Annotated in this window: 9 protein-coding genes and 2 rRNA genes (1 of these 11 only partly in view); 4 read left to right on the top strand and 7 right to left on the bottom strand. The window is 40.9% G+C overall.

Annotated features, from left to right (window positions below; translation table 11 throughout):
* Positions 1 to 23: 23 nt before the first annotated feature.
* The 5 genes from gspG to gspC all read right to left on the bottom strand — a co-directional run bounded on the left by gspG (position 24) and on the right by gspC (position 6,355).
* Positions 24 to 446, bottom strand: a complete 423-nt coding sequence (gene gspG / locus ALFOR1_RS01290) for a type II secretion system major pseudopilin GspG (RefSeq protein ID WP_058548231.1) — start codon at positions 444 to 446, stop codon at positions 24 to 26.
* Positions 447 to 518: 72 nt separating this feature from the next.
* Entirely contained in the window at positions 519 to 1,754 is a 1,236-nt protein-coding gene (gspF, locus tag ALFOR1_RS01285) for a type II secretion system inner membrane protein GspF (protein ID WP_104641806.1), read from the bottom strand.
* A 2-nt stretch (positions 1,755 to 1,756) separates the two neighbouring features.
* On the bottom strand, positions 1,757 to 3,325 hold the full coding sequence (gene gspE / locus ALFOR1_RS01280; protein ID WP_058548233.1) for a type II secretion system ATPase GspE: 1,569 nt from the start codon (positions 3,323 to 3,325) through the stop codon (positions 1,757 to 1,759).
* A complete protein-coding gene (gspD, locus tag ALFOR1_RS01275; RefSeq protein ID WP_058548234.1) occupies positions 3,318 to 5,390 on the bottom strand; it encodes a type II secretion system secretin GspD in 2,073 nt (690 codons plus the stop codon). The genes gspE and gspD overlap by 8 nt, the downstream gene beginning before the upstream one ends.
* Positions 5,391 to 5,413: 23 nt before the next feature.
* Complete coding sequence (gene gspC, locus ALFOR1_RS01270) at positions 5,414 to 6,355, bottom strand: type II secretion system protein GspC (RefSeq protein ID WP_058548235.1); 942 nt, start codon at positions 6,353 to 6,355, stop codon at positions 5,414 to 5,416.
* Between the two features lie 210 nt (positions 6,356 to 6,565).
* On the opposite strand from gspC, the gene hslR reads away from it, so the two are divergent.
* The 4 genes from hslR (at position 6,566) to ALFOR1_RS01250 (ending at position 10,924) form a co-directional block, all read left to right on the top strand.
* Positions 6,566 to 6,988, top strand: a complete 423-nt coding sequence (gene hslR, locus ALFOR1_RS01265; RefSeq protein ID WP_058548236.1) for a ribosome-associated heat shock protein Hsp15 — start codon at positions 6,566 to 6,568, stop codon at positions 6,986 to 6,988.
* A 12-nt stretch (positions 6,989 to 7,000) separates the two neighbouring features.
* Positions 7,001 to 7,846, top strand: a complete 846-nt coding sequence (hslO, locus tag ALFOR1_RS01260) for an Hsp33 family molecular chaperone HslO (RefSeq protein ID WP_058548237.1) — start codon at positions 7,001 to 7,003, stop codon at positions 7,844 to 7,846.
* A 271-nt stretch (positions 7,847 to 8,117) separates the two neighbouring features.
* Entirely contained in the window at positions 8,118 to 9,656 is a 1,539-nt protein-coding gene (locus ALFOR1_RS01255; protein WP_058548238.1) for a phosphoenolpyruvate carboxykinase, read from the top strand.
* An 89-nt stretch (positions 9,657 to 9,745) separates the two neighbouring features.
* Positions 9,746 to 10,924, top strand: a complete 1,179-nt coding sequence (locus ALFOR1_RS01250; RefSeq protein ID WP_227006956.1) for a PepSY-associated TM helix domain-containing protein — start codon at positions 9,746 to 9,748, stop codon at positions 10,922 to 10,924.
* Positions 10,925 to 11,493: 569 nt separating this feature from the next.
* Here the strand turns inward: ALFOR1_RS01250 and rrf are convergent.
* Both rrf and ALFOR1_RS01240 read right to left on the bottom strand, forming a co-directional pair.
* Positions 11,494 to 11,608, bottom strand: a 5S ribosomal RNA gene (gene rrf, locus ALFOR1_RS01245).
* A 203-nt stretch (positions 11,609 to 11,811) separates the two neighbouring features.
* Positions 11,812 to 12,808 (bottom strand): 23S ribosomal RNA (locus tag ALFOR1_RS01240) (it continues 1,893 nt past the right edge of the window).

The raw sequence follows: 12,808 nt of genomic DNA, 5'->3' as shown, positions 1-12,808 counted from the left end.
ATACATAAAAGCGTATTTAGACATTATTGTTTGTCTTCATCCCAGTTACCGATGTCATCATCAGTGCCTACTTCGCCATCTGGGCCCATAGAAAAAATATCAAACTTGCCAATTTCGCCTGGGCTAATTAACTGATACGTATTACCCCACGGATCATCTGGAAGCTCGCTAATAAAGCCGCCATCAGGAAAGCGTTTAGGAATTGGCTCAATGCTTGTTTTATTAACTAACGCTTCTAAGCCTTGCTCTGTACTTGGGTAGCTTTTATTTTTAAGCTTATACAAGCTCATAGCATCTTCAAGTTGTTGAATATCTAAATGCGCTTTATCGATAGCAGCCTCTTCTTGCTGGCCCATAATATTAGGCGCAACAATTGACATAATCATCCCGATGATAACTAGTACCACCATTACTTCTAATAAAGAAAAACCTGATTGTTTATTCACGTAAATACCTCGTTATTCTAAAAACACTAAGCAAAAATGATTTAGGTAAAATCATTAATATATAAAAACTTATTAAAGCCCTACAGCTTTGTTCATCGCCATTATTGGTTGCAGTATTGCCATTACTATAAACAATACAATAACAGCCATTGAGGCAATCATTGCAGGCTCAAGTAATTTAAGCGATACGTTAACCATACTTTCAAATTCTCGGTCTTGGTTGTTAGCGGCGCGCTCTAACATTTGTTCAAGCTCACCTGATTTTTCACCACTGGCTATCATATGCAGCATCATTGGTGGAAACAACTTAGTTTGTTGAAGAGCCGCTCTTAAACTCGCGCCTTCACTTACTCTGTCGGAGGCATCGCCGACTGCTTTTTTAATTTTTTCGTTAACTAATACGCCGCCTGATATACGCATGCCTTCGAGTAGCGGCACAGAACTTGACGACAAAATACTTAACGTACGTGCAAAACGAGCAGTGTTAATACCACGCGCCACTTTACCAATACCTGGCATGTGCAGTACTTTATCATCCCACCAAAAGCGTATTTTAGGCTGTTTAAGCGCGTGCTTAATACCAATAGCAATTGCGGTAATCGCGATTAAACTAATAAACCAATAATTTTGCACAAAGTGACTGCCAGCCATTACCCACTCGGTTGTCCATGGCAGTACTTGTTTGGTTTTCTCAAACGTTTTTAATATTTTTGGTACAACCGTACCAAGTAATACCGATACAATACCAATCGCAAATATTACCAAAATAATGGGGTAAACCATGGCCTGCGTTATTTGGCTACGCATATGTTGGCGCTGTTCGGTGTAATCGGCAAGACGGTTAAGTACCTGATCGAGATGACCAGACTTTTCACCTGCGGCTACCATCGCACGATACAAATCGTCAAATACATGCGGAAACTCGCTCATACCATCAGCAAGCGTATAACCTTCTACTACTTTTGAACGTACTGACATGAGCATACGTTTTAAACGCGGCTTTTCACATTGCTCAGCAACAGCCATAACAGCGCCTTCAACTGGCAATGCCGATTGAATAAGCGTGGCTAATTGACGAGTAATAAGCGCAAGATCTGACGTTGAAATAGTCGGTTTAAAAAAGCTGCCAAGTAGTGGCGCTTTTTCGCCTTTAACTTGTTTATCGCTTTGCGCAGCGGGTACAACTTCGAGCGGAGTTAACTTTTGCTCTCGTAATACTTGGCGTATTTGCTTTGCTGTATCGGCTTCTAAAATGCCTTTTTTTTCTTTTCCGCGACTATCAAGCGCACGGTATTCAAACGCCGCCATAACTAGGCTTCCTCACGGGTAACGCGCAGTACTTCTTCAAGTGTTGTTTTACCTGCAAGTACACGGCTACAGCCATCTTGACGAATGCTTGGACTTTTTTGGCGAATGTATTTTTCTACACTTTGCTCGCCCTTACCGCTGTGGATCATTTCACGTATAGCTTCATCTACAACTAGTAGCTCATGAATACCTGTACGGCCTTTGTAACCATTGAAATTACACTCTTCACACCCTACTGCACGATAAATGGTAGGTTGACTGTCAAACGGTACACCTAGCAATTGGCATTCACGTTCGTCAGCTATGTGTCCTTCCTTACACGATTTACATAAGGTACGGACTAAGCGCTGAGAAAGTACGCCAAGTAACGATGATGAAAGTAAAAATGGTTCAACGCCCATATCTTCCATACGAGTAATTGCACCTGAGGCTGTATTTGTATGTAGCGTAGACATTACTAAGTGACCAGTAAGCGATGCTTGCACACCAATTTGAGCCGTTTCAAGGTCACGTATTTCACCCACCATTACTACATCGGGATCTTGACGTAAAATTGCACGTAACCCACGTGCAAATGTCATATCTACTTTTGTATTTACTTGTGTTTGACCAATACCTGGAATTTCGTACTCGATTGGATCTTCAACCGTTAAAATATTGCGATCGCGCGAGTTTATTTGGCTCATGCCGGCGTACAAAGTGGTACTTTTACCAGAACCCGTTGGGCCAGTAACCAAAATAATACCGTGTGGTTTACTAATTAAATCGGCGAACAATTCACGATTTTGCGGCGTCATGCCTAGATCTTCTAGATTTAAGCGTGCGTTGTTTTTATCAAGTAAACGCAGTACTACACGCTCACCAAAGCTCGATGGCATTGTAGATACACGAACATCAACTGCACGTCCTGCAATACGAAGGCTAATACGACCATCTTGCGGAATGCGCTTTTCAGCGATATCGAGCTTAGCCATTACTTTAATACGCGAGACGAGTAACGAAGCAAGTTTACGGTTTGGCTTAAGCACCTCTTTTAATACGCCATCGACCCTAAAGCGAATCACTAACTCTTGCTCAAAGGTTTCGATATGAATATCAGAGGCGCCTTCTTTAATTGCTTCACTAAGCATGGCATTAATAAGCTTAATGATTGGCGCGTCGTCATCGCCTGCAAGTAAGTCTTCCGTTTGTGGGAGCTCATCGGCAAGTGAAAATAAATCGACTTCGTTACCAATGTCTTCCATCATCTGTTGAGTTTCAGAGCTATCTCGTTGATAGGCGGCCTCTAATAGAAGCTCAAACTTATCATCTGGCAACTGCTCTAAAGTAAAACCACTTCCGGCTATACGACGCACTTCTAATAAAACGTTAACATCAAGCTCACCACGATAATAAACCACTGGGTGTTCGTTATTTTTACTCAGTAGCACACCTGCCCGACGGGCATATGAAAACGGTAACCGCTTTGGTGGTAACACAACTAATTCGTTAGCTGTTAATAACTCGTCAGAATGTGGCTCTGGAACACGGTGCACCACATCTTCGTTTATTTGCTCTATCGCGCTAGTCATCTTCACGCTCTGCACGTTCTTTTGCACTTAATGCTTTTAAATGTTCTTCGTAAGTCGGCGGCAGTATTAATTCATCATCCCACGACGGAAGTACAGGAGAATCTGAATTAGGCATAAGCTCTATGCCATCTTCTTTTTCTTTCATTTGCTCGCCGCGAATAAAATTATACTTATTAAAGCTTAACTTATTCATATTAACGCCATCACGAATGATTGTCGGACGAATAAATACGATAAGGTTACGCTTACGTTTTGTGGTGTTAGTCGATTTAAATAAATGACCTATAATTGGGATATCGCCTAAAATTGGCACCTTAGACACACTTTCTTGTACATCTTCATCAATTAGACCACCTAATACAACCATACCGCCATCATCGGCCATAACCGTTGTAGTAATTGCACGCTTATTAACAGAAATATCAACAGCAGTTGCACCACTAACACTTGATACTTCTTGTTCAATTAATAATTGTACCGCTGAGCCATCATTTATTTGCGGAGTGACTTTAAGTTTTACACCCACTTCTTGGCGTTCAATTGTTTGAAATGGATTATCGTTATTACTACCCGTTTGAGAGCCTGTAATAATAGGTACTTCTTGACCTACTATCATCGATGCTTCTTCGTTATCCATGGTCGTAATTGAAGGAGTCGCTAGTATGTTTGAGTTAGTATCTGTCGATACGGCTTGAATAATAGCGCCCCAGTCGTTTTTAACTAAGCCAAACGCCAAACCATTTACACCACTAAGTAATGATGCAAGTGCGGAATAATCACCTTCTGACGTTTCATCGTAACTGGTAACTAAGCCACTTTCTGTGCCTATTACTGTTTGAGTCGTGGTTGTGTCTTGCGCTTCAACAGCGGCAACCGCCAGTGACCCAACAGGTACTGTTGAGCCGTTGTTAAACTGCAGCATACCGCCTTCTTCAGAAATCCACTGCGTACCTAAGTTAACACCATCTGACTCCATCACTTCAACAATAATGGCTTCAACAAGTACTTGCGCACGGCGAATATCAAGCCTTTCAATAACGCTTTCTAATGAGCGCATTGCATCAGGCTGAGCAGTAATAATAAGTGAGTTCGAATCTGGGTGTGCTTCTATGCTGCTTTCATTACTATTACGGCTGCGCGTTTTAGTTGTTCCACCTTGAGCATCATCAACAAGTGATTTACTTACGCCCTGTAATACTTTTACTAAATCTTCGGCTTTTGCGTAATTTAAGTAAAATACTTTTGTATTACCTTGGCTTTCAAGTTCGCCATCTAGGCGCTTAATTAGCTCGATTGCACGAGTGCGAGCTTGTCCTTCACCACTCACAATTACGCTATTGGTTCGACCATCAGCCACTACTTTAGGGATCAAGAATTCAGGTACGCTGCCTTTCCCACTGTCTTTGTAGATGTTTTCAACAACAGAAACCACATCATCTGCCGTTGCATATTTAAGCTTAACGATGTCTACGCGCTTGTCACCGGCTTGATCCACTGAACGAATAATTTCAACTAAGCGATTTACCGACGCTGCATGCCCTGTAAGCATCATTACGTTAGCCGCGTTGAAGTTAGCAACATGGCCGCCATCTTTTTGATCACTAAATTGACGAACTAATGGCCCTAGCTCTTGCACGCTTACATTTTTTACGCGCACAACACGGGTGATCATCATATCGCCAGATGCTTCACTATTTTCAGTAATTAGGGGAACATTTGATTTTTTAGCATCAGAACTTTTTTCTACTTTAATAATGCCGTTGTCCATTTCAACAGCAGAATAGCCATAAACTTCTAATACATTTAAAAAGAACTGATAATAAAGCGCCTCATCCATTAACTCATAACTACGTACATTTACTTTGCCACGTACATTAGGGTCAATGATCACTGTTTTATTTAGGTTTTTACCAACAATATTAATAAACTCGTTGATATCTGTACCTTTAAAGTTTGCAGCGTATTCAACAGCAGAAACAGACAAAGAAATACTTGCCGCCAAAAAAAGTGCTGCGTACTTAGCTAACCCTTTTTTAATTTTTTTGAGGTGTAGCACCTGAACCATTATGTTAAAACTCCAAAGCTAAGTTATTGCAGACTAAATTGCACATCTATTTGTTCGCCATCACGTTCAATTGTGATATTGGCATCTGTGCTATTACGCAGCTCATTAATGGCTGACATGGCCTGTTTTAAATCTGTTAATTGGTAGCCATTAATTGAAATAGCTAAATCGTTATTTTTTAATCCCATTTGCTTAAATAGCTCAGGCTCTTTACCTGGACTTAAGCGATAACCAATAAGCTCACCGTCGCTCATTGCTTGCGAAACACGTATGTAATCAAATAACTTACCTGGCTCTTCTAATAGCTCTTCACGTGTTTCTATAATTGCTTCTTTTACCTCAGGGTCGGCAGTAGCATCTATTTGTAATTCACTTGGCTGTATTTTTTGCGGGCCCATTTCTGCCTCCTCGCGCGCAGCGAGTACTGGCATAGACACTTTTTTGGTAAAATCGAGCCCGTCTAACATTAATGTTTCAAAACGACCGCTCACACTTAAAATTACGCGATCGGGCAAAATTTGTGCTACTTCTGCACGCGTACCAAGTATAACCTCTTCCACAAGGTAACTTACTTGCTTACCCTGTGACTCTATAATAGCGACTCCCGCTTTATCATCGTTACTCACAGCAACAATACCGGTTAAGTTTATACTTAAGCGAGTTTCTGGCGCATCGTTGATCACTTGCGATTGCTTCGCAGTATTATTGTTGTTTGTTACAGTTTTTTTACCAAATAAAAATTGCTCAATAATATGCTGGACTGAGCGGTTGCTCGTCCCCGAAGTTTGATTAATATTATGAGTAGGCGTTAACAGAGAGACTGGTGGTCTAGGCCATAAAAGCCAAACTAATTTTGATAATAAAAATGCAAGGTAAACAACAACTAACAATGTTACCAATGCGCTTAACTTAGCATGCGGTAAACGAGTTAAAAATTGTTTTAGTTGTTGGAGTTGCTGTTCCATATATAGTGTTCTTATTTTAATTTACTGCGTTAGCGCGTACCCATAGTACCCTTTCATTTTTCATTCAACAAGCACACTAATATTAAACTTTGTAAACAGAATAAATTTAGTTTACAAGAGTGTACAAAAAACAAACGGGTGGTGTAATACCTTCATCCTACGATGATTTCATGATAAATTTTAAGCTATAAAAACGTGGGAAAATACCTTATGAGTAAAAAAAGTAACGCTAATACGGGTTCAGACCATACTGACGTGCTAAAAGTTCGATTAGATAAGTGGTTATGGGCCGCTCGATTTTATAAAACACGCGCTATTGCTCGCGAAATGGTGCAAGGCGGTAAAGTACATTATAATGGGCAACGTACTAAGGCCAGTAAAATAGTTGAGCCTGGGGCAGTAATAAAGTTAGCTCAAGGCGTAGATGAAAAGCTTATTACTATACTCTCTGTGCTTGAAAAACGTCAAAGCGCCCCCATTGCACAGACCATGTATCAAGAATCTGATGCAAGTATTGCTAAACGCGAAGAAAACGCCATCGCTCGCAAAAATAACAGCTTCTTTGCTCCTCATCCGGATAGAAAACCAGATAAAAAGCAAAGGCGAGAACTTTTAAAAATGAAATCAAGTTAGGTATAGCCGCTCATGCAACAAGATCTACTTCACCGTTATTTATTTGACAACCTCGATGTTCGTGGCGAACTCGTACAAATCGAAAACGCCTATAACGAAATGATTGCCAATCATAACTACCCTCAGCCAGTTAAGGCATTATTAGGTGAGTTACTCGTTGCAACGTGTTTATTAACAGCCACCTTAAAGTTTGAAGGTGAGATAGCCGTACAACTTCAAGGTGACGGCCCGGTTAAATATGCAGTAATTAATGGCGACGATAAACAAAACATGCGCGGAATTGCCCGTATGCAAAGTGAAGTAACAGGCTCTACGGTAAAAGAATTGATAGGCAAAGGGTATATGGTCATTACCATTACTCCAACAAATGGGGAGCGTTATCAAGGTATAGTTCCTCTTGAGCATGATACTTTAAGCGAGTGTATTGAAAGCTACTTTGAGCAATCAGAGCAACTAAAAACGCGCCTTTGGTTTGCAACAGATACTAGCGAAGGTAACGCTAAAGCGTGTGGTTTATTTTTGCAGGTACTGCCAGTAGATAAACAAAAGTCGATTGATGACTTTGCCCACTTAGAAGCACTAAGTAGCACGATCAAAGATGAAGAGTTATTAGAACTTGATGCCAATACAGTACTCACGCGTCTATATCATGAAGACAACCCTCGTGTATTCGAACCTCAAGCAATTACATTTAAATGTGGTTGTAGCCGCGAAAAAACAATTACGGCGCTAGTTAATGTAGGGCAACAAGCGCTACTTGATGATGTCGCTAAAAATGGCTCAGTTAGTATAAGCTGTCACTATTGTTTAAAAGAATATATTTTTGATGAGCAAGACGTAAAAAATATTTTTAACTAAATAAGCTGTTTCATCCCACAACTAAATACAAAGCCGAAAAATATGCGGTTTTATATTATAAAAAGATGATACCGGTGTCATGAATTTTGTTAATTTACTGACACCGGTATCATTGAAATTATTCATGTTTTTTAGCAAATATATGTGTTTTTAGGGGCTTTACGGGCTCGAATATCTCAAAACCTTCTGTTACTATAATTTCAGCTTAAGGGCACTGATAACCCCAGAGCTATCCCGTTCAAACTCTCACACATTATAGTTAGGTATAAACATGACTACAGGCGCTACACGTTTTGTCGATTTAACCGCAGCTGAACTTGTCGAGCATGCGATCCGCCGCGGCGAAGGTACTTTAGCCGCAAATGGTGCTTTTGTTGCAATTACAGGAAAACGAACTGGTCGTTCACCAAAAGATCGTTTTATTGTACAAGAAGCATCTACTCAAGATGACATACAATGGGGCAACGTAAACCGCCCATTTGATGCAGACAAATTTGACGCTCTATGGGCTCGCGTAGAAGCACACGTTCAAAGTAATGACCACTTCACCTCTCACCTAGAAGTTGGCGCAGACCCTGAACACTATCTACCTGTAGTTGTTACTACAGAAACAGCGTGGCACCATATTTTTGCCAAAAACATGTTTATTGAACCACAAAACTATAACGCTTCTAATGTACCGCAATGGCAAGTAATGAACGTACCGTCATTCGTATGTGAGCCAGAGCGTGATGGTACAAACAGCGACGGTACCGTTATTATTAACTTTGCGCAGCGTAAAGTTTTATTAGCTGGTATGCGCTACGCCGGTGAAATGAAAAAGTCGATGTTTTCTGTTCAAAACTTCCTACTACCAGCTAAAGGTGTATTACCAATGCACTGCTCGGCTAATGTGGGCGAAGCTGGTGATACAGCATTATTCTTCGGTTTATCTGGTACAGGTAAAACAACACTTTCAGCAGATCCAACGCGCTTTTTAATTGGTGATGACGAACACGGCTGGGCACCAGGTAGCGTGTTTAATATTGAAGGTGGCTGTTACGCAAAATGTATCGACCTCTCACAAAAAAATGAGCCAGTGATTTGGGATGCTATTCGCTTTGGTACTATTTTAGAAAATGTAGTATTGAACGAGTCACGCATACCAGATTTTAATGATACTAGCTTAACGCAAAATAGCCGTGCAGCTTACCCGCTTGAACACGTAGAAAAACGTAAAGTAGAAAACCGCGCTGGCGAACCTAAAGCAGTCGTATTTTTAACCTGTGACGTAAGCGGTGTATTACCTCCTGTATCTGTATTATCAGAAGAAGCGGCAGCTTTTCACTTTTTAAGTGGATATACAGCAAAGGTAGGCTCTACTGAAATCGGTTCAACAAGCGATATAGAATCAACATTTTCTACATGTTTTGGTGCACCATTCTTCCCACGCCCGGCAGGTGTATACGCAGAGCTTCTTATGAAGCGAGTTCGTGAATTTGGCGCAAAAGTATACCTTGTAAATACAGGGTGGACCGGTGGTCCTTACGGAACAGGCAAGCGCTTTGACATTCCAACTACACGAGCAGTAGTCGATGCAATCGTATCTGGAAAGTTAGCTGGCGTTGAAACTCAGCATATTGATGTTTTAAATTTAGACGTGCCTGTAGCTGTGCCAGGTGTTGATACAAACTTACTTAACCCAATTAATACATGGGAAGATAAAGCAAAGTATAACGAATATGCAGCTAAACTAGCGGCTGACTTCACTGAGAACTTCGCTAAATACGATGTATCAGATGATATAAAAAATGCAGGCCCTAAAGCATAATTAGCCTTTAAGCCTTTTAAAACGCCAGCCTAGTGCTGGCGTTTTTGTTTTAAGATACAATCAAAAACTGCGACATAATGTCGCACTTCATGCGCATAAAACGCGATAAAATAGCCAAATATTTAAATTATTCTGAGCATGTACATATATGGTGTTGTTTTATGATATTTAGCTTGTCGTGGCGAAAAATAGCTAGAAGAGTACATCTATATTTAGGTATATCCATAGGTGCCTTATTAACATTAATCGCCTTGTCAGGCTCTATACTCGTTTATTATCCAGAGCTTGACGGACAGTTAAATAAATTAAGTGTTCAAAGCAGTAATACTATTAACTGGGATGAAGCCTACGCGACTTTAAAATATAAGTATCCAGGCAGACTAGGCTCTTGGCGATTAGAAAATACAGCTACAGGCTCTGTAATACCTGCACGATACTACAAACCAATTGAGACAAAAGGCCAAGCATTTGCTCCATTAATGGTCTGGCTTAACCCTATAGGTACACAGATCATTCGTGATGATTTTTGGGGAAATTACTTTGTAACCTGGGTATATAACCTGCACTTTTCATTACTTACAGGCAGTACTGGGACATTAATTGTTGGCTATATAGGAATAGGAACTCTCATTCTTATTTTATCTGGATTGTGGGCATGGTGGCCAAAAAGAGGCTACTGGGCTAGATCGTTAAAATTCAAAGCCCGTAGCACTAAGCTTGGGCTATTATATGATTGGCATAAGTTTATAGGGTTATGCTTTATTCTACCTCTACTCGTTTTAACCATTACTGGCATTATGCTAGCGATACCAAATCAAACCGACCCGATAATCACAGCATTATTAGGTAAAATTGAAAAACCTACTACAACAGTAATAAAACCAAAAAACTATATATTGCTATCCGATGCAATTGAATTAGCACAAAAAGCTATGCCTAGCGCAAGGCTTGCTTGGATTGAAACACCTTCATCTAGTAACGCTGTATATCGATTTAGATTACAAACAACTAATGACCCATCTCATCGTTTTCCCCACAGCTATGTCGAAATAAATGCAAATTCAGCTGAAATCATAAGTGTATTTAACGTTGATAATAAAAGCCCAGCGACTAAAGTCAAAAATTGGCTACACCCTCTTCATGATGGGACTATTGGAAACCATCCCCTTAGAGTTTTATGGGTATTATCGGGTATAGCAAACGCCTTACTTTTTAGCCTTGGACTATATAGATGGCTACTTAAAACAAGAAGAATTAATAACTATTAACTAAGTTATAAATTTATAGGATTACCCTTACAAGAAGTTACAGCCAGTAATGAAAGCTTGTATGATTTTAACGAAGTAATACAAGCTAAAATAGCCTTAACAACACTCTGAGTACCTTTATTAAAACAAGCTAATGATGTCACTTTAATTCACTTATTGTGGCGATAGACAAAGATTTTCTAACTGTACTTTAACACTTCTTAATATCGTGTTAGAAATAACTAATGCCACATTATCTATAATAAAAGTACATAGAAGCGGCCATGACTGAGTTCGCCATGGTTTCTAGTATTTATAGTAAAAAAGCATCACAGTACTGTAACGGGTTTCTCTTATCTGAACTATTGTGGTGTCATGAAGCCAAAGCGGTGGATAGTTAAAGTGAAATACTGCTCTATTACTAACTGAAATATTAAGTAGTATCGACGTCTTTAAATATGCTTTTAACGTCGGGCCCTCCCAAATTACGTAATTGATGCTGGATGAATGTGTATTAATTGTGCGTATTCTACTTTTCTGCAGACGTAAAAAAGCCCGACTATTGCTAGTCGGGCTTTCTACAATTTGAAGCCTGGTAATGTCCTACTTTCACATAGCAAATGCTACACTATCATCGGCGCTGTTTCGTTTCACTACTGAGTTCGGCATGGAGTCAGGTGGGTCCAAAACGCTATTGTCACCAAGCAAATTTGGTGCAAAGGATTAATGATAAGCACGTAGTGCTTCTTTTTCCTTTACGCAAGGTGCCTCAATGTTAACGCTGCGCGCTAAGAGTCACCTCATAAATTTGGAAAATATCTGATAATATTTTTTAATTCTTTAAGTAATATCTACTTTAGTTATTAACTTCTGTCGCTTTCACTGTCACAAAACGCGTTTGGCGTTGTATGGTTAAGCCTCACGGGTAATTAGTACAAGTTAGCTTAATGGCTCACACCACTTCCACATCTTGCCTATCAACGTTGTAGTCTTCAACGGCCCTTCAGAGACTTTAAAAGTCTAGTGAGAAATCATCTCGAGGCCTGCTTCGCGCTTAGATGCTTTCAGCGCTTATCAGTTCCGAACGTAGCTACCGGGCAATGCCATTGGCATGACAACCCGAACACCAGCGGTTCGTTCACTCCGGTCCTCTCGTACTAGGAGCAACCCCTCTCAATTCTCAAACGCCCACGGCAGATAGGGACCGAACTGTCTCACGACGTTCTAAACCCAGCTCGCGTACCACTTTAAATGGCGAACAGCCATACCCTTGGGACCGACTTCAGCCCCAGGATGTGATGAGCCGACATCGAGGTGCCAAACACCGCCGTCGATATGAACTCTTGGGCGGTATCAGCCTGTTATCCCCGGAGTACCTTTTATCCGTTGAGCGATGGCCCTTCCATTCAGAACCACCGGATCACTATGACCTACTTTCGTACCTGCTCGACGTGTCTGTCTCGCAGTTAAGCTGGCTTCTACCATTACACTAACCGTACGATGTCCGACCGTACTTAGCCAACCTTCGTGCTCCTCCGTTACTCTTTGGGAGGAGACCGCCCCAGTCAAACTACCCACCAGGCACTGTCCGTAACCCCGATTCAGGGGCCAACGTTAGAACATCAAAACTACAAGGGTGGTATTTCAAGGACGACTCCAACAAAACTAGCGTCTCATCTTCAAAGTCTCCCACCTATCCTACACATGTAGGTTCAATGTTCAGTGCCAAGCTGTAGTAAAGGTTCACGGGGTCTTTCCGTCTAGCCGCGGGTACACAGCATCTTCACTGCGATTTCAATTTCACTGAGTCTCGGGTGGAGACAGCGTGGCCATGGTTACACCATTCGTGCAGGTCGGAACTTACCCGACAAGGAATTTCGCTACCTTAGGACCGTTATAGTTACG

It is taken from the genome of Pseudoalteromonas carrageenovora IAM 12662 (genome assembly GCF_900239935.1).
GTDB classification, from domain to species: Bacteria; Pseudomonadota; Gammaproteobacteria; order Enterobacterales; family Alteromonadaceae; genus Pseudoalteromonas; species Pseudoalteromonas carrageenovora.
The sequence above is the reverse complement of the archived record's forward strand: the minus strand, read 5'-3'. Positions and strand labels throughout refer to the sequence as shown.

Coding starts and splice junctions, on each gene's coding strand:
- gspE (WP_058548233.1), bottom strand. CDS start 3,325: ATGACTAGCGCGATAGAGCAAATAAACGAAGATGTGGTGCACCGTGTT.
- ALFOR1_RS01255 (WP_058548238.1), top strand. CDS start 8,118: ATGACTACAGGCGCTACACGTTTTGTCGATTTAACCGCAGCTGAACTT.
- gspF (WP_104641806.1), bottom strand. CDS start 1,754: ATGGCGGCGTTTGAATACCGTGCGCTTGATAGTCGCGGAAAAGAAAAA.
- hslR (WP_058548236.1), top strand. CDS start 6,566: ATGAGTAAAAAAAGTAACGCTAATACGGGTTCAGACCATACTGACGTG.
- ALFOR1_RS01250 (WP_227006956.1), top strand. CDS start 9,746: ATGCGCATAAAACGCGATAAAATAGCCAAATATTTAAATTATTCTGAG.
- gspC (WP_058548235.1), bottom strand. CDS start 6,355: ATGGAACAGCAACTCCAACAACTAAAACAATTTTTAACTCGTTTACCG.
- hslO (WP_058548237.1), top strand. CDS start 7,001: ATGCAACAAGATCTACTTCACCGTTATTTATTTGACAACCTCGATGTT.
- gspD (WP_058548234.1), bottom strand. CDS start 5,390: ATGGTTCAGGTGCTACACCTCAAAAAAATTAAAAAAGGGTTAGCTAAG.